Annotated in this window: 16 protein-coding genes, 1 pseudogene and 1 riboswitch; of the genes and pseudogenes, 9 read left to right on the plus strand and 8 right to left on the minus strand. The window is 69.9% G+C overall.

Features of this window, described 5'->3' with window-relative positions; translation table 11 throughout:
• Positions 1 to 12: 12 nt before the first annotated feature.
• Together tgt and BV908_RS10450 are read left to right on the plus strand one after the other, a co-directional pair.
• On the plus strand, positions 13 to 1185 hold the full coding sequence (gene tgt / locus BV908_RS10445; protein WP_103738080.1) for a tRNA guanosine(34) transglycosylase Tgt: 1173 nt from the start codon (positions 13 to 15) through the stop codon (positions 1183 to 1185).
• Between the two features lie 79 nt (positions 1186 to 1264).
• On the plus strand, positions 1265 to 2014 hold the full coding sequence (locus BV908_RS10450; RefSeq protein ID WP_103738081.1) for a DUF72 domain-containing protein: 750 nt from the start codon (positions 1265 to 1267) through the stop codon (positions 2012 to 2014).
• Here the strand turns inward: BV908_RS10450 and BV908_RS10455 are convergent.
• The 5 genes from BV908_RS10455 to BV908_RS10475 all read right to left on the minus strand — a co-directional run bounded on the left by BV908_RS10455 (position 2011) and on the right by BV908_RS10475 (position 5655).
• Positions 2011 to 3171, minus strand: coding sequence for a zinc ribbon domain-containing protein (locus BV908_RS10455; RefSeq protein WP_103738082.1), 1161 nt, complete (start codon positions 3169 to 3171; stop codon positions 2011 to 2013). The two genes, BV908_RS10450 and BV908_RS10455, sit on opposite strands and share 4 nt — an antisense overlap.
• A gap of 78 nt (positions 3172 to 3249) precedes the next feature.
• Positions 3250 to 4050: a DUF2145 domain-containing protein gene (locus BV908_RS10460; protein ID WP_103738083.1), complete on the minus strand. Its 801-nt coding sequence runs from the start codon at positions 4048 to 4050 to the stop codon at positions 3250 to 3252.
• A gap of 2 nt (positions 4051 to 4052) precedes the next feature.
• A complete protein-coding gene (locus tag BV908_RS10465; protein ID WP_103738102.1) occupies positions 4053 to 4511 on the minus strand; it encodes a hypothetical protein in 459 nt (152 codons plus the stop codon).
• A gap of 23 nt (positions 4512 to 4534) precedes the next feature.
• Positions 4535 to 5017: a YiaA/YiaB family inner membrane protein gene (locus tag BV908_RS10470; protein WP_015914406.1), complete on the minus strand. Its 483-nt coding sequence runs from the start codon at positions 5015 to 5017 to the stop codon at positions 4535 to 4537.
• A gap of 128 nt (positions 5018 to 5145) precedes the next feature.
• Positions 5146 to 5655, minus strand: coding sequence for an Lrp/AsnC family transcriptional regulator (locus BV908_RS10475; RefSeq protein WP_103738084.1), 510 nt, complete (start codon positions 5653 to 5655; stop codon positions 5146 to 5148).
• Between the two features lie 140 nt (positions 5656 to 5795).
• Between BV908_RS10475 and BV908_RS10480 the strand changes: the two genes are divergently transcribed.
• Complete coding sequence (locus BV908_RS10480) at positions 5796 to 6812, plus strand: 1-aminocyclopropane-1-carboxylate deaminase (protein ID WP_041836436.1); 1017 nt, start codon at positions 5796 to 5798, stop codon at positions 6810 to 6812.
• A 39-nt stretch (positions 6813 to 6851) separates the two neighbouring features.
• On the opposite strand, the gene BV908_RS10485 is transcribed toward BV908_RS10480, so the two are convergent.
• Positions 6852 to 8807: an MFS transporter gene (locus BV908_RS10485; RefSeq protein WP_103738085.1), complete on the minus strand. Its 1956-nt coding sequence runs from the start codon at positions 8805 to 8807 to the stop codon at positions 6852 to 6854.
• A 134-nt stretch (positions 8808 to 8941) separates the two neighbouring features.
• Here BV908_RS10485 and BV908_RS10490 point away from each other — a divergent pair, with 134 nt between their 5' ends.
• On the plus strand, positions 8942 to 9685 hold the full coding sequence (locus tag BV908_RS10490; RefSeq protein ID WP_047349278.1) for a helix-turn-helix transcriptional regulator: 744 nt from the start codon (positions 8942 to 8944) through the stop codon (positions 9683 to 9685).
• A gap of 144 nt (positions 9686 to 9829) precedes the next feature.
• Here BV908_RS10490 and BV908_RS10495 read toward each other — a convergent pair.
• Together BV908_RS10495 and BV908_RS10500 are read right to left on the minus strand one after the other, a co-directional pair.
• Positions 9830 to 10145, minus strand: a pseudogene (locus tag BV908_RS10495) (alcohol dehydrogenase catalytic domain-containing protein); the annotation flags it as partial.
• A 25-nt stretch (positions 10146 to 10170) separates the two neighbouring features.
• Positions 10171 to 10608, minus strand: a complete 438-nt coding sequence (locus BV908_RS10500; RefSeq protein ID WP_103738086.1) for a host attachment protein — start codon at positions 10606 to 10608, stop codon at positions 10171 to 10173.
• Between the two features lie 361 nt (positions 10609 to 10969).
• Between BV908_RS10500 and BV908_RS10505 the strand changes: the two genes are divergently transcribed.
• The 5 genes from BV908_RS10505 (at position 10970) to BV908_RS10525 (ending at position 16843) form a co-directional block, all read left to right on the plus strand.
• Entirely contained in the window at positions 10970 to 11386 is a 417-nt protein-coding gene (locus tag BV908_RS10505; protein ID WP_103738087.1) for a YXWGXW repeat-containing protein, read from the plus strand.
• 166 nt (positions 11387 to 11552) lie between these two features.
• Positions 11553 to 12539: a tripartite tricarboxylate transporter substrate binding protein gene (locus tag BV908_RS10510; RefSeq protein ID WP_011806970.1), complete on the plus strand. Its 987-nt coding sequence runs from the start codon at positions 11553 to 11555 to the stop codon at positions 12537 to 12539.
• A 32-nt stretch (positions 12540 to 12571) separates the two neighbouring features.
• Positions 12572 to 14050, plus strand: a complete 1479-nt coding sequence (locus BV908_RS10515) for an NAD(P)/FAD-dependent oxidoreductase (protein WP_103738088.1) — start codon at positions 12572 to 12574, stop codon at positions 14048 to 14050.
• Positions 14047 to 15156, plus strand: coding sequence for a peroxidase-related enzyme (locus tag BV908_RS10520; protein WP_103738089.1), 1110 nt, complete (start codon positions 14047 to 14049; stop codon positions 15154 to 15156). The genes BV908_RS10515 and BV908_RS10520 overlap by 4 nt, the downstream gene beginning before the upstream one ends.
• A 171-nt stretch (positions 15157 to 15327) precedes the next feature.
• Positions 15328 to 15439: riboswitch (glycine riboswitch) on the plus strand.
• 93 nt (positions 15440 to 15532) lie between these two features.
• Positions 15533 to 16843: a D-amino acid dehydrogenase gene (locus tag BV908_RS10525; protein ID WP_103738090.1), complete on the plus strand. Its 1311-nt coding sequence runs from the start codon at positions 15533 to 15535 to the stop codon at positions 16841 to 16843.
• Positions 16844 to 16859: the final 16 nt, after the last annotated feature.

A 16859-nucleotide genomic window follows, 5' to 3' on the forward strand; every position in this document is an offset into this window, starting at 1 on the left:
ACAATCGCGCCCATGCTCAAGTTTGAAATCCTGGCCACCGACACCTCCAGCCACGCGCGCCGCGGCACGCTCACGCTCAACCACGGCGTGGTGCAGACCCCCATCTTCATGCCCGTGGGCACCTACGGCACCGTCAAGGGCGTGATGCCGCGCAGCCTGCGCGAGATGGGCGCGCAGATCATCCTGGGCAACACCTTCCACCTGTGGATGCGGCCCGGCCTGGACGTGATGCAGAGCTTTGGCGGCCTGCACGGCTTCGAGCAGTGGGACAAGCCCATCCTCACGGACTCGGGCGGGTTCCAGGTCTGGAGCCTGGGCAGCATGCGCAAGATCACCGAAGAAGGCGTGCATTTCGCCTCGCCCGTGAACGGCGACAAGCTGTTCATGTCGCCCGAGGTGAGCATGCAGATCCAGACCACGCTCAACAGCGACATCGTGATGCAGCTGGACGAGTGCACGCCCTACGAGACCAACGGCCACAAGACCACCGAGGCCGAGGCGCGCAAGAGCATGGAGATGAGCCGCCGCTGGGCGGTGCGTTCCAAGAATGAATTCGAGCGCCTGGGCAACCCCAACGCGCTGTTCGGCATCGTGCAGGGCGGCATGTACAAGAACCTGCGCCAGGAATCGCTCGAAGCCCTGGTGGAGATGGACTTCCCCGGCTACGCCGTGGGCGGCGTGAGCGTGGGCGAGCCCAAGGACGAGATGCTGGACATCATGGCGCACACCCCCCACCGCCTGCCCGCGCACAAGCCGCGCTACCTGATGGGTGTGGGCACGCCCGAGGATCTGGTGGAGGGCGTGGCCCAGGGCGTGGACATGTTCGACTGCGTGATGCCCACGCGCAATGCGCGCAACGGCACGCTGTTCACGCGCTATGGCGACCTGAAAATCCGCAACGCCCGCCACAAGACCGACCACCAGCCGCTGGACCCAAGCTGTACCTGCCACGCCTGCGCGGGCACCGAGGGCGTGAGCTGGAACGACGGGGGCCGCAGCGGCTTCTCGCGCGCCTACCTCCACCACCTGGACCGCTGCGGCGAGATGCTGGGCCCCATGCTCACCACCATCCACAACCTGCATTACTACCTGAACCTGATGCGCGAGGTGCGCGAAGCGCTGGACGCCGGCCAGTTCGGCGCATTCCGCGCGCGCTTCAAGGCCGAGCGCGCACGCGGCGTATAGCGCCGCGTAGGCGGCGGCTGACGGCGAGGGCCGGCGCAGGCCGCGCGCGGCGCCGCGCCGTCCCTCCTATGCTGGCGCGATGGACACCCGACCGTCGACGGCCGCACCGCTGCACATCGGCACCGCGGGGTGGAACGTGCCGCAGGGCAGCCGGCACCGGTTCCCGGCCGAAGGCTCGCACCTGGAGCGCTACGCCGCCCGGCTGCCCGCCGTGGAGATCAATTCATCGTTCTACCGCCCCCACCAGCGCAGCACCTACGAGCGCTGGGCCGCGTCCACGCCGCCAGCGTTCCGCTTCAGCGTCAAGCTGCCACGCAGCATCACGCACACGGCGCGCCTGAAGGGCACGGACGCGCTGCTGGAGGCTTTCCTGGCGCAGGCGCAGGGGCTGGGGGAGCGCCTGGGCTGCCTGCTGGTGCAATTGCCGCCCAGCCTGCGGCTCGACCGGCCCGTCGCCGACGCGCTCCTGCGCGGCCTGCGCGAACGGCATCCCCACGGCAGCGTTGTCGTGGAGCCGCGCCACGCCAGCTGGTTCACGCCGGAGGGCGACGCGCTGCTGCGCGCCTGGCAGGCCGGCCGCGTGCTGGCCGACCCGGTGCTGCACGCGGGCGGCGAGGTGCCCGGCGGCTGGCCCGGCCTGGTCTACTGCCGTCTGCATGGCGCACCGCGCGTGTACTACTCGGCCTATGACGCGGCGCTGGTCGACGCGCTTGCGGCACGGCTGCGGGTCGCCACCCTGGCGGCGCGCAGCGTCTGGTGCATCTTCGACAACACGGCCAGCGGCGCGGCGGCTGCCAACGCGCTGGACCTGCACCAGGCCTGCGCCTAGCGATTCCCTGCCGCGCCGGGCATCACACCGTGGGGTGGCGTACCGGTGGGGGCCGCGCCGGCGGGCGGCATGCACGAGGGGACCGCACCGGCAGGGGCCACACCGGGCGAGGCCATCCCGGACGGCGCCGCACCGGCCCCGCAGGCATGGCAGAAACGGGCGAAGGCGCTCTTGCGCGTGCCGCAGGCGCCGCAGCGGTCGAACAGGCCGATGCCGCAGTGCGGGCAGAAGTCGGTCACCCCGTCCTTCAGGTCCACCAGCCGCTCGCAGCCCGGGCACACGCCCTTGGCCAGGCGTGCCAGGGCCACGTCGTAGCCCAGCTCCTTGCGGCGCTCCTGCTCGGGCAGGGCCTCGGCCTGTTTCTGGCGTTCCAGGTAGCGGTTGAGCGCAAGGATGGCGTAGCGCCCCACCAGCGCCGTGACCACGATGCCCACCACGTAGCGCACGTAGCCGCCATAGCTGGGCAGGTAGGGCACCAGCTCCACGAAGAACGCGAACACCGCGAAGAAGATGAAGCCCCACACGAACGGCCACCAGGTGCTCTTGCGCTTTTTGGCGAACAGCCAGCCTGCCGCCACCAGCAGCGGCAGCGTGAGCGCCAGGCGGTAGAGGAACACGCGCAGCTCCACCTTGCGCCGCTCGGCGGCCATCTTCTCGTAACCGCCCTGCTCCAGGCGCCCCAGGCGCTGCTGCGCGGCCTGCGCGGCCTGGCGCGCGTCCAGCAGGGCCTGGTCTTGCGCCTGCACGGCCTGCTGGGCCCGGCGCTCCTGGGCCTTGAGGGCGTCCAGCGCCTGGGTGCGCGCGATCACCTCGGGGTCGTGCTCGGCGCGCTGGGTGGCGCGGCGTGCGGCCAGCCAGTTGCTGAAGGTCTCCCGCTCGGCCTGCGTCTCGCTGCGCGTCTTGGCGTGCTGCAGCCGGGCCTGCTCCAGCGCGGTCTGGGCCTCCTGCTCGGCCTGGCGCGCTTCCTTGACCTGGCCGCGCAGCGCCTGGGCGGCGTCGCGGTCCAGGAAGTCGTCCAGCTGCAAGGGCGCCTCCACCTTGGGCAGGTCGCCCACGATGGTGCCGCCCAGCCCGATCAGAAAGCTGGCGAACACCAGCGCCACCAGCCACAGCCCGCGGCGAAACCATTTCTCCGACAGTCGCAATGCCTTGCTCATGTGTGATCCCTCACGATGTTTGCTATTGGAATAGTAGCTGCTCGCGCTTGATGGATAAGCGCAAGAGCCCATTTTTGCTTAAAACTTCTCCGGACCCAGCACCTGCACCTGCGGGGCGCCCGCCAGCCGCGCATGCTGCAGCCATGCGAGGGCGGAGTCCACCGTCACGGTCTCGATGCGGTCGGCGTAGCGCTGCGCGGGCGGATGGTCGTCGAAGGCGACGTTGGCCGCCGTCATGCGCCCGCCCAGCCGCGTGAGCGGCCCGATGCGCAGCACCGTGGGCCGGTAGCCCTGCAGCCGCAGCCAGGCCTGGGCCTGCGCGCGGGTCTGGGCGCGCTCGGGCTCCATGGCCAGGGCCAGGGTCTCCAGCGCCCACTGGTTGGACTGCTGGTAGGTCGTGCCCCACGCATAGCTCACCATGCTGTAGGCACGCTGGTGCAGCCGCGTGGCGCGCGCGCCGTCGGCCAGCACGGGCAGCAGCGCCTGCTGCACGGCGGGCGTGGGTACGGCCCACACGGCCTCGTGGCGCCACAGGTCGTCCAGGAAGAACTCGCCCAGCCCCTGGCGGTACACGGCGGCCACGGCGGTGCCGCAGTCGTTGAGCTTGTGCACCACGCGCCACGGGCCCTCGGGCGTCTTGTAGGCCCAGCCCAGGTGCGAGTGGCGCAGGCCGTAGCGGGACAAGTCCTGCCCCGCGCGCGCCAGCACCACCACGCGGGCGCCGCTGGCGTCCAGCGCCTGGGCCGTCTGCTGCGCCAGCTGCATGCCCTGGGCGATGGTCTGCGCCGTGGGCTGGCGCGGCTCGCAGGAGCGGCCCGCATGTGCCGCCATGGCCGCCAGTGCCAGGGCGGCGGCCGCGATCCAGTGCAGGGTGCGCATGGTCAGAGCCTTTCGTTGTGCAGCAGCGCGCGGCCCAGCGCGTTGGGCACGAAGGCCAGCACCTCGCCCGCGGCCGACAGGATCACGCCCGTGCCGATCACGCTGCAGGTGAGCACCGTGCCCACGGCACCACTGGCGGCACCGGCGGCGCGGCCCGAGACCTCCACGCTGGCCTGGGCGCCGTCCGATGCACGCTCCAGCAGGTACACCGTGCCCGTGGCCGAGGCCTGCACGGCCTTCACCGTGAGCACCGCGCCGCCCACCGACAGCGCCGCCGGCAGGGCCACCACGGCGCCCGCCGCCGCGGACGCCCCGCCCGCGGCCACGACCACGGAGGCCACCGGCATCAGCGACAGCGCGGCAGAGGCCTCGCTGTGCGCCCGCGCCGGCAGCGCCGCGCCGCACAGCAGGCCCAGCGCCAGCAGCGCGGGGGCGAAGGTTTTGCGAAAAAAGGTTGGCATGTGGGTCTCCTGCGCGGCGGGCATCATTCAGCAGCCTCGGTGCGGGCCTGCAGGCGGCTGCGCAGGCGGGCGTCGGCCAGATCCGCCTCGTGGCGGTCGCGCAGCATCTTGGCCAGCGTGAACGCGCAGGTGATGAGGTACAGCCAGCTCACGCCCAAAAAGGCCTTGTAGGTGGCGCTGATCGCCATGCCCCACAGCCCCCAGCCGGTGAGCCCCATGGCCACCGCAAAGCCGCCCCAGACGACGAGCTTCCACAGCGGGGTGTCGCCACCGCCCTGGCCGGCGCCGCGGCGCGCGCCCTGGTTGTCGCGCACGAACTTGGCCAGCATGAAGGCCGCCGACAGGCAGAACACGTAGCCCATGAACATGAAGGCCACCTCCAGCCGCTCGCCCGGCAGCCAGGCCAGGCCGGTGGCGCACAGGAACACGGCGATGCCGAACGAGGCCCACACCTGGAACTGCCAGGCCCGCGTGTCGCGCTGGAGGGTGGGGGTAGAGGAATGCATGGTGGTCGGTGCCCGCAGGCGTTGGTTGAACACGGGGCGGATGCTGCGGCCGCACGGCGCCAAAGCAGCCGATATTCCGACGCAGTAACCTATCCAGCGGCGAAAAGTATCGCCATGCGATACCGCATTCAGATCGCCAGCGGCAGCTCGGTGGTGGACAGCACGTTGCGCAGCACCATGAACGAGCGCACCTGCCGCACGCCCGGCAGGTACAGCAGCTGCTCGGCATGCAGGCGGTTGAAGCTCTCGCTGTCGCGCGTGCGGATCAGCATGAAGTAGTCGAACTCGCCCGTGACCACGTGGCATTCCATGCAGCCCGAGATCTTGGCCGCCGCCTTCTCGAAGGCCGAGAACGACTCGGGCGTGGAGCGGTCCAGCACCACGCCGATCATCACCAGCATGCCCGCACCCACCGCCTGCGGGTTCAGCCGCGCCACCACGCCATCGATGAAGCCCAGCCGCTTGAGCCGCTCCACGCGGCGCAGGCAGGCCGGCGGGCTCAGGTGCACCTTGGCCGCCAGGGCCACGTTGGACAGCGACGCGTCGCGCTGCAGCAGACGCAGGATGGCGCGGTCGGTGCGGTCCACCTCAGCGCCCTCTACCGCGGCATTCATGTTGCGTTTTTTTATTGCGGCCATGGCTTGATTGGAGAAATGAAATACTGCTATTTAGCGGTGAGTACTTTTTTTGATTCTTGAAATCATCTTATTTCACAACCCTGTTAATGCGCGGTTTTCCTACGATGCAAGGCACCTTCCCCATCGACCGGAACACCGCCATGAACCTGCAGAAATTCCCCCGCCATCCCCTGACCTTCGGCCCCACGCCCATCCAGCCGCTCAAGCGCCTGTCGCAGCACCTGGGCGGCAAGGTAGAGCTGTACGCCAAGCGCGAGGACTGCAACTCGGGCCTGGCCTTCGGCGGCAACAAGACGCGCAAGCTGGAGTACCTGATCCCCGAGGCAATTGCCGGCGGCTACGACACGCTGGTGTCCATCGGCGGCATCCAGTCCAACCAGACGCGCCAGGTGGCCGCCGTGGCCGCGCATTTGGGGCTCAAGTGCGTGCTGGTGCAGGAGAACTGGGTCAACTACTCCGATGCGGTGTACGACCGCGTCGGCAACATCGAGATGAGCCGCATCCTGGGCGCCGACGTGCGCCTGGACGCGGCGGGCTTCGACATCGGCATCCGCCCGAGCTGGGAGCAGGCCATGGCGGACGTGAAGCGGGCCGGCGGCAAGCCCTTTCCCATTCCTGCTGGCTGCTCCGAGCACCCTTATGGCGGCCTGGGCTTCGTCGGCTTTGCCGAAGAGGTGCGCCAGCAGGAAAAGGAGCTGGGCTTTCGGTTCGACTACATCGTCGTGTGCTCGGTCACGGGCAGCACGCAGGCGGGCATGGTGGTGGGCTTTGCCGCCGACGGGCGCGCGCGCCGGGTGATCGGTATCGACGCATCGGCCACGCCCGAGAAGACCCACGCGCAGATCCTGCGCATCGCGCAGAGCACCGCCGATCTGGTGGAGCTGGGCCAGGACATCACCGCCGAGGATGTGGTGCTGGACACGCGCTACGGCGGCCCGGAATACGGCCTGCCCAATGAAGGCACGCTGGAGGCCATCCGCCTGTGCGCTCGCCAGGAGGGCATGCTCACGGACCCGGTGTACGAGGGCAAGTCCATGCACGGCATGATCGAGCGGGTGCGCAATGGCGAATTCCCGGCCGGATCGAAGGTGCTGTACGCGCATCTGGGCGGCGTGCCGGCCCTGAACGCGTACAGCTTTCTTTTTCGCAACGGCTGAAGCCGCAGCGGATGCGCAGGCCCTGGGGCGCCTGCTGGCTCAGGCGCTGATCTGAAGCAGCCCCGCCACCCGCTCACGCAGCAGGGCGGGCTGCACCTCGGCAGCCGGCAGCGGTGCGCCCACGTTCAGCCCCACGCGGTTGAACATGCCTCGGCGGAACGGCCGCACCATGGCGCCGCCCTGCTCGATGCGGCTGAAGAACGAGCCCCACAGGTTGGTCAGCGCCATGGGCACCACCGGCGCCTGCACGCCGTCGGCCTGCGCGCGTTCGATGATCTTCATGATGCCGCCCTTGAACGCCTGCAGTTGCCCGTCGCGCGTGATGCCGCCCTCGGGGAAGATGGCGAGCAGGTCGCCGTCCTTCAGCACCTGGGCCGCGCGCTCGAACGCGGCTTCGTAGGTGGCGGCATCGTCCTTTTGCGGCGCGACGGGAATGGCCTTGGCCAGGCGGAACAGCGCACCCAGCACCGGGATGCGGAAGATGCGGTGGTCCATGATGAAGTAGATGGGGCGCGGGCTGGCCGCCATCAGCAGCACGGCATCGACGAAGCTCACATGGTTGCAGGCCAGGATGGCGGCGCCCTCGGTGGGAATGTGCTCGTCGCCGCGCACCTTGAAACGGTAGATGCAGCGCGACAGCACCCAGGCCACGAAGCGCAGCAGGTACTCGGGCACCAGCAGGAAGATGTAGAACGCCACCACCGCATTGGCGATGCCGGTGAACAGGAAGATCTGCGGCACCGTGAAGCCCGCCGACAGCAACGCCCCCGCGAGCACGGCACTGGCGATCATGAACAGCGCGTTGAGGATGTTGTTGGCGGCGATGATGCGCGCGCGGTGCGTGGGCTGGCTGCGCATCTGGATCAATGCGTACATGGGCACGCTGTACAGGCCCGCGAACAGCGACAGCAGCAGCAGGTCGGCCATCACGCGCCAGTGCGCGGGCTGCGCCGCGAAGGCCGCCAGGGTGAGCACCTCCGACGGCGGCAGGGCCCGCGAGGCGAAGTACAGGTCGATGGCGAACACGCTCATGCCGATGGCGCCCAGCGGCACCAGGCCGATCTCCACATGCCGGCGCGAGAGCACCTCGCACAGCAGCGAGCCGATGCCGATGCCCACCGAGAACACCACCAGCAGCAGCGACGCCACCTGTTCGTTGCCATGCAGCACGTCCTTGGCGAAGCTGGGGAACTGCGACAGGAACACCGCGCCGAAGAACCACATCCACGAGATGCCCAGCAGCGAGCGGAACACCACGGTGTTGCCGTGCGCCAGCTTCAGGTTGCGCCACGTCTCGCTGACCGGGTTCCAGTTCACCGTCAGGCCCGGGTCGGTGGCCGGGGCCGGCGGAATGAACTGCGCCACCAGGCGGCCCAGCAAAGCCAGCGCCAGACAGGCCACCGCCACCGTGGTGTGGCCGATGCCCGGCAGCGCCACCAGCAGACCGCCCGCGACGTTGCCCAGCAGGATGGCGACGAAGGTGCCCATCTCCACCATGCCGTTGCCGCCCGTCAGCTCGCGCTCGTTCAAGGCCTGCGGCAGGTAGGCGAACTTCACGGGGCCGAACAGCGTGGAATGCAGCCCCATCAGGAACACGCAGCCCAGCAGGATGGCCGCGCTGCCGGCCACGAAGCCCCCGCCCGCCACCAGCATGATGGCGATCTCCAGGTTCTTCACGAAGCGGATGATGCGCGTCTTCTCGTACTTGTCCGTGAGCTGCCCCGCCGTGGCGGAAAACAGCAGGAACGGCAGGATGAACAGCGCGCCGATCACCAGTCCCGCCAGCGCCGGCGGCATCCACGACACGCTGAGCTGGTAGGTCACCATCACCGTGAAGGCGAACTTGAACAGGTTGTCGTTGGCCGCGCCGGCGAACTGCGTCCAGAAGAACGGCGCGAAGCGGCGCTGGCGCAGCAGCGCGAACTGGTTGGGGTGCGCCGCCGCCTCGGCAGGCTGGGCGGTGGGCGACAAGGTCACGGGGTGCTGCGCGCTCATATGCGGTGTGCTGGGGTGTGAAGGTGCCGCGCATTGTGTGCACAAAGCCCGCACAGGCCAGCCGCTTGTGGGCCTTGGTGGCTTGGATCACACTTAGGGTATCGCCATTCGATACTTTTCACCTCCAGCACCCCATGAGCACCACCGCCGACCTCGTCATCGCCCTGAAGAAGGAACTCAAGTCCGCCCAGATGACCTATGCCAGCCTGGCACAGGCGCTGGGCATGGCCGAGTCCAGCGTCAAGCGCATGCTGGCCAAGGGCGACATGCCGCTGTCGCGCATCGACGCCATCTGCCGCGTGCTGCGGCTGGACTTTGCCGACCTGGCGCGGCGCGTGGCTGACAGCCAGCCGCTGCTGAGCGAGCTGACGCAGGAGCAGGAAAAGGCCGTGGTGGCCGACAAGAAGCTGCTGCTGATGGCGATCTGCGTGCTGAGCCAGTGGACCCTGGAGCAGATCACCACCACCTACCGGCTGAGCGAGGCCGAGGGCATCCAGTACCTGGCGCAGCTCGACCGCATCGGCATCATCGAGTTGCGCCCGCTCAACCGCTACCGCCTGAAGCTTGCCAAGACCTTCCGCTGGCGCCCGCACGGGCCGGTGATGCACTACTTCCGCGACCATGCACTGCTGGACTACTTCAACGGCGGCTTCGACGCGCCGGGCGAGGGCGTGCTGCTGGTGCACGGCTCCATCGCACGCAGCCTGGCGCCCGCGTTCACCGAGCGGCTGCAGCGCGTGGCGCAGGATTTCGCGCAGCAGCACCTGGCCGACCAGCGCCTGCCCGAGCGTGAGCGCGAGGGCTACACCCTGCTGCTGGCCATGCGCAGCTGGGAGTTCGAGGCCTTTGCCCAGATGCGCCGCACCGCAAGGCCGTGATGCTCCTTTATTAATAGCTTATGGCGCTTGATGGACGGGTGCCAGCGCCTTAAAACACCCAAAACCCGACGCAGTCGGCCTGCCATTGACTTCCCCCTTCGCGGTGCCCACACTGGACCATCCGTCGCCCCCACACGCCTGCACGCACAGGTTCTCGCGCCCACTGGTGCAGAACCGGCAGTGCCCACAGGTCCACCCCAGCCAAGGAACGCCTACCCGCTGCCCCTGCCGCCAGCCCCGCACGCCCGGCCCCAGGCCGGCGACACGGGCCACGATCTCATGCCCCGGCACGAGGGGCCACACCGCATCCGGCAACTCGCCGTCACGCAGGTGGAGGTCCGTGCGGCACACGCCGCAGGCTTGCACCGCCAGCAGCAACTGGCCTGCCTGCGGAACGGGGGCACGGCAACTCCGCCAGCCGCAGCGGCTGGCCGGGTCCGTCCAGCACCATGGCGCGCATGGTCGGTCCTCACACCGGGGCCGTGTCAGCCGCCGCGTTCCGCCTGCAAGTGCCGCGCCAACTCCTGCAAGCTCAGGTGCGTCAGATCCTGTGCATGGCTGGCCACCAGCCGCTGGTGGGTGACACCATCCAGCTGTTCCATCAGCTCGCCCAGGAAGGGGTTGGACGCGAACACGGCCACGCGGCTGCGCTCGGCCGCGCCCACGGCCTCGCGCAGCGCGTGGGCCACCTCGCGCGCGAAGGTGCGCCGCTCCTGCGCGGCGGCCTCGCTGCGCGGCGCCAGACCGCTGCGTCCTGCGATCGAATGTCCGGGCGGCTCATGCCCCGCCGCACTGCCATGCAGGCGGGCGGCCGGATGCGTCAGGCATTGCCTTTCCGTCCAGTGCGTGGCTGCCGCAGGGTCAAGCTCCAGCAGGCGCGCCATCGAGCCATTGGCCACCAGGGCCCAGTTGGGTGTGTCCATGCAAGCCCCCAGTTCTCCAAGCCGTGTGCGGTGTTTGATCTTGTGGGGCGGCCCCGAAGGGGTCAATCCCACGGTACATGCAAGCAATCGTGGCGTGGCGGGCGGTGCGCCAAGCACCGCGGCGCCTCGCCGCGCACTGGTCGCGCCTCTCTCACTATTGAAAAAGGAGCTTGTACCGCTTCTCTGACAAGGGCTTCAGCCCTACCAGTACCTGAGTGCTGCACGCCGAAAGGCCGCCGTCACACCTGCTCACAAACCTTTGCCGGGGATGCAACAACGCGCCCGAAACGTTGACATGCGGCCCGCAGCATGGAGTCTCCCGCAGCGCCCCGCGCCGCATCCCACAACACAGGAGAACGCCATGGTCCGCACCACCACCCTTGCCGCAGCCGGCAGCCTCGTCGCCCTGCTGTCATTGGCAGGCGCCGCGCATGCGGCCACCAACGCCACCGTCGTGATCCAGGCCGGCACGCCCCACTACTCGGCACCGCCCGCCTATGCGGTGCAATACCACGCGCCACCGCCTCCACGCTACGAGCGCGTGCCCCCGCCGCGCCGCGGCATGGTCTGGTCGCAGGGCCACTGGGAATGGCGCGGCCACCGCCATGTGTGGGTGCCCGGCCAGTGGATGCAGGTGCGCCACGGCCACCATTACCGCCAGCCGCGTTGGGTGCAGCGCGGTGACCAATGGCGCTTCGTGCGCGGCGGCTGGGACCGCGATGGCGACGGCGTGCCCAACCGCCACGACCGCCGGCCCGACAACCCCTACCGGAGATGAACGGCCGAGCGCCGGTCGTCCGCGCGCAGCATGGCCCGGGACGGCGACGGGCCGTCCATATGCATATAGCGCGTGCGCATGTGAATTTCTCCACAATGGGTGTGTTTCGGCTGCGCCTACACGATAGGGCGCCGCCTTGCACTGACCCATCACAAGGAAATTCGCCATGCCCCTCCTGCGCCACGCCACCGCCGCCCTGGCCACGCTGCTGACCGTCACATCCGCTCTCGCCCAGGCCACGGACTGGCCCAAGCAGCCCGTCACGCTGATCATGGGCTTTCCGGCCGGATCGGGCGTGGACGTGGTGGCGCGCGCGGTGCAGGAGCCGCTGGGCCAGAAACTCGGCCAGCCCGTTGTGATCGACTACAAGTCCGGCGCGGCCGGCAACATCGCCAGTGAGTACGTGGCCCGGGCCAAGGCCGACGGCTACACCCTGGCCTTCGGCACGGCCGCCACGCACGGCAGCAATGCCGCGCTCTACAAGAACCTGCCGTTCGACGTGGAGGCCGACTTCGTGCCCGTCGCCCCGCTGATCGACGTGTCCAACGTGCTCACCATCAACCCCGCGGTGATCGACGCCAAGAACCTCAAGGAGTTCGTCGAGACCGTGCGCGCCAACCCGGGCAAGTACAACTTCGCATCCACCGGCAACGGCACGGGCACGCACATGGCCTTTGCCGAGCTGAATGCGCGCCTGGGCCTGAACATGGTGCACGTGCCCTACAAAGGTGGGCCCGAGGCCATCACCTCGGTGCTGCGCGGAGAGACCTGCTGCATCATGAACCAGGTGCAGACCGTGCTGCCGCACTACAAGACCGGCAAGGTGCGCCTGCTGGGGGTGACCACGGCCAAGCCCGTGGCGGCCGTGAAGGAGGTGCCGCCCATCGGCGCCAGCGGCCTGCCCGGCACCAAGGGCTTTGATAGCTCGATCTGGTTCGGCATCTTCGCGCCCAAGGGCACCGACCCAGCCGTGGTCCAGAAGCTGAACACCGCCTTGCGCGAGGTGCTGGAGCAGCCCGACGTGCGCCAGCGCTTCGAGTCGCAGGGCAACACGGTGCGCATCGAAACGCCCGAGCAGTTCCGCCAGACGGTCCACAAGGACCGCGCGAAGTGGGCGCAAGTGGTGAAGGACGCCAAAATCAGCATCGACTGATTTCGCCCTCCACGCTTTCTTCGACGCCCTCCATGTCACTTTCGCTTCCCCTGGGGGCGGCCGGCCTGGCCGCCCTCGAAGACCGCCTGCGGCACGACCTGCTCACCCTCAACTGGCGCGCCCGCGCATGGCTGCCGCCTCGCACCCATGAAGGGCAGCCCGTCACCGACGTGCTCATCATCGGCGCCGGCCAGGCGGGCCTGGCGGCCAGCATGGCGCTGGCGCAGCAGGGCATTGCCGCCGTGCTGCTGGACCGCGCGCGCGCCGACTACGAGGGCCCCTGGGCCACCACGGCGCGCATGGACACGCTGCGCTCGCCCAAGGAGCTCACCGGCCCCGCGCTCGGCGTGCCCTCGCTCACCTTCCGCGCCTGGTTCGAGGCCCAGTGGGGCCGCGAGGCCTGGGCCGCGCTCGACAAGATCCCGCGCCTGCAATGGATGGACTACCTGCGCTGGTACCGCCGCGTGACGCAGGCCGACGTGCGCAATGAACACACCGTCACCGCCGTGCACCCACGCGCCGAAGGCCTGGTGGCGGTGGACGTGCAGGCCCCCGCCGGCCACGCCACCTGGCTGGCGCGCCGCGTGGTGCTGGCCACGGGCCGCGACGGCCTGGGCGGCCCGCAGATCCCTGCCTTCATGCACGGCGTGCGCCACGCCGCACAGGGCGGCCTGTGGGCGCATTCGTCCGATGTGCTGGACTACGCCACGCTCAAGGGCAAGCGCGTGGGCGTGATCGGCATGGGCTCGTCCGCCATGGACAGCGCCGGCACGGCGCTGGAATGCGGCGCCGCCAGCGTGGACCTGATCGCGCGCCGCGCGGTGATGCCCACGGTGAACAAGTCCAAGGGCTCGGGCGTGCCCGGTCTCACGCAGGGGCATCACGACCTGCCCGACGCATGGAAGTGGCGCATCCGCCATTACATCAACGTGCAGCAGGTGCCGCCGCCGCACGGCAGCACGCTGCGCGTGTCGCGGCACGCCCATGCGTTCTTCCACTTCGGTTGCGCGGTGCAGGGCGTCACGCAGGTGGGCGACGCGCTGCACGTGGCGACGGCCCAGGGCACGTTTGCGTTCGACTTCCTGGTTCTCGCCACAGGCTTCGTGATCGACTGGGCACAAAAGCCCGAATTCGCGCCGTTTGCGCGCCATGTGCGCACCTGGGGCGAGCGCTACCAGCCGCCCGCCGGCGATGAAGACCGCGAACTGTCCGACTCGCCCGACCTCGGCCCGGTGTTCGAATTCCGCGAGAAAACCGCCGGCGCCTGCCCCGGCCTGGACCGCATCCACTGCTTCTGCTACCCGGCGGCGCTGTCGCACGGCACGGTGTCGGGCGACATCCCCGCCATCAGCGACGGCGCACGGCGCCTGGCCAGCGGCATCGCCGGCCTGCTGTACCGCGAGGACGTGGAGCACCACTTCGCCGCGCTGCAGGCCTATGCCGAGCCGGAACTGCTGGGCGACGAATGGACGCCCGCCGACACCTCCCAACGCATCCTGCCTTCGCCATGACCGACACCATCGACCAACTCGCCCGCCTGGGCCATGCCCCCCATGCCCAGGCCGCGCGCCAACAGCGCGCCAAGGCCATCACCGCCACCCAGGCCTGCGAAGACCTGCTGCTCGCGCCCGCACTGCCCGGGGGCCTGGCGCTGGCCGAGCGCCTGTCCGTGGCCCAGGCCGTGGCGGCCGCCAGCGGCGTGGCAACGCTGGCCGACCATTACGGCGCGCGCCTGGCCGGCCTGCCAGCCCCGCTGGCGGATGCGCGCTGGCAAGCCATCACGCATTTCACGCAGCTGCTGGCCACGCAGCCCGCCGCGGCCGACCGCGCGGCCCTGCTCGCCCTGCCCCAGGCGGGCCTCGCCACGCCGGACGTGGTGCTGCTCGCGCAGCTCATCGGCTTCGTGGCCTACCAGGCGCGGTTGGTGGCAGGCGTGGCGGCGCTGGCCGCCCTCGGCCCCGCGGGCACCGCAGCCACGGCGGTCGCTCCCACCACGCCGGACGCGCCCTTCGTGCACCCCGCCAACCTGCCCCCGCCCGGCGAGCCGCTGCGCCTGGCCGGCTACACCAGCGAGACGCTGGACTGGAAGGCCTGGCTGCCCGTGGTGGACCCCGCAACCGCCAGCGCCGAGCAGAACGCCGTGCTGGACGCAAGCCACCCCAAGGCACGCACGTCGGACTTCTACCTCGTGCTGGCGCACCAGCCCCGCGTGCTCGCCGAGCGCTCGGAGGCGTTCAACGCCATCATGTACGCGCCTGGCGGCCTGCCGCGCGCCGAGCGCGAGGTGGCCACCACCGTGGTCTCGCGCATCAACGGCTGCGTGTACTGCGCGTCGGTGCATGCGCAGCGCTTCGAGCAGCTGGCCAAGCGCAACGACGTGATCGCGCAGATCTTCGCCGACCCCGACAGCGCCGGCACCAACGCCCGCGAACGCGCCCTGGCGCAGGCCAGCGCCGCGCTCACGCGCGCGCCCGGTGCATTCGGGCCGCAGCACATCGCGCCGCTGCGCGCTGCGGGCCTGAGCAACCTGGAAATCCTGGACACGGTGCACGCCGCCGCGCTGTTCGCCTGGGCCAACCGCCTCATGCTCAACCTGGGCGAAGCGGTCTACCCCTGAGCATGCACCCGGCGCCCCGCCCTGAGAGCGTGTTCATGGTCTGAGGGTTAGCCCGCTGGGGACGCCGCGCCCGCGCCGCTACGATGGCCGGCGCAGGAGAGCAAACGGCTGCATGCCGTTTCACCGAAGGCGCAAACTCCCATACACGCTCAGGTTCCGTACTGCACACCCACACAGCCGTCTGGAGAGCCGCCACGCCCGCCGTGGCGCACCGAAGGAGCAAGTGCCGCGCACGGTCCCGCGCGGCATGAATCTCTCAGGTACCAAGGACAGGGGGAGCGGCAGCCAGGCCATGTCGCGCCCGCTGTTCGCTATTTATTCAATAGCTGTTCGCGCGCGCCCTGCCTGCGCAAACCTTGAAAAAGGCTTGTCAACCATGCGCGTGATCGTTCTGGGCGCCGGCGTCGTCGGCACCACCTCTGCGTACTTCCTCCAGCAACTCGGCCACGAGGTCACCGTCATCGACCGGCAGGCTGTGCCCGGTGCGGAAACCAGCTTCGCCAACGGCGGCCAGATCTCGGTCAGCCACGCCGAGCCCTGGGCCAACCCCGGCGCGCCGCTCAAGGTGCTGCAGTGGCTGGGCAAAGAGGATGCGCCGCTCTTGTTTCGCCTGCGCGCGGACATGCGCCAGTGGCTCTGGGGCCTGCAATTCCTGCGCGAATGCACGCCTGCGCGCACGCGCCACAACATCGAGCAGATCGTGAGCCTGGGCAGCTACAGCCGCAGCACGCTGCAGCAACTGCGCGTCGACACGGGCCTGCAGTACGACCAGCGCACGCAGGGCATCCTGCACTTCTACACCAGCGCCCAGGAGTTCGACGCCGCGCTGGCGCCCGCCGAGCAGATGCGTGCGCTGGGCTGCCACCGCCGCGTGGTGGATGCCGACGAGGCCGTGCGCATCGAGCCGGCCCTGGCCCACGTCCGGCCGCAGCTGGCGGGCGCCACCTACACGGCGGAGGACGAGTCCGGCGACGCCCACCTGTTCACGCGCGCGCTGGCCGGCGTGGCCCAGGCCGCGGGCGTGCAGTTCCGCCTGGGGTGCCACATCACCGCGCTGCACCCGGCGGGCGGCGCCATCGACCATGTGGAGGTCACCAACGAGGCCGGCGGCTACGAGCGCGTGCGCGGCGACGCCTACGTGCTGGCGTTGGGCGCATTCAGCCCGCTGCTGGCCCAGCCCCTGGGCCTGCGCCTGCCGATCTACCCGGCCAAGGGCTATTCGGTGACGCTGCCGGTGCGCGACACGGCCGCCGCCTACCAGGTGAGCCTGACGGACGACGAGTACAAGCTGGTCTTCTCTCGCTACACCAGCGCGCAGGGCGACCGGCTGCGCATCGCGGGGACGGCCGAGCTCAACGGCTACGAGCGCGCGCTGAACGCCGTGCGCTGCGAAGCCATCGTGCGGCGCGTGGAGCAGCTCTTTCCCGGCGCGGGCGATGCGAGCCAGGCGCAGTTCTGGAGCGGCCTGCGCCCCGCCACGCCGAGCAACGTGCCGCTGATCGGCAAGACGCGCTACGGCAACCTGTTCCTGAACACCGGCCACGGCACGCTGGGCTGGACCCACGCCTGCGGCTCGGGCAAGTCCATCGCGCGCATCGTGAGCGGGCTGGAGCCGGAGCTGGACTTCGCGTTCTGCGGCCTGCCGCGCCCTGCTGCGGCGCCCCGCCCCGCCGTCATCGGCGTTTGAGCGGGCGCCACGATGC

The sequence above is a fragment of the Diaphorobacter sp. LR2014-1 genome, assembly GCF_002916785.1.
Taxonomy (GTDB): domain Bacteria; phylum Pseudomonadota; class Gammaproteobacteria; order Burkholderiales; family Burkholderiaceae_C; genus Diaphorobacter; species Diaphorobacter nitroreducens.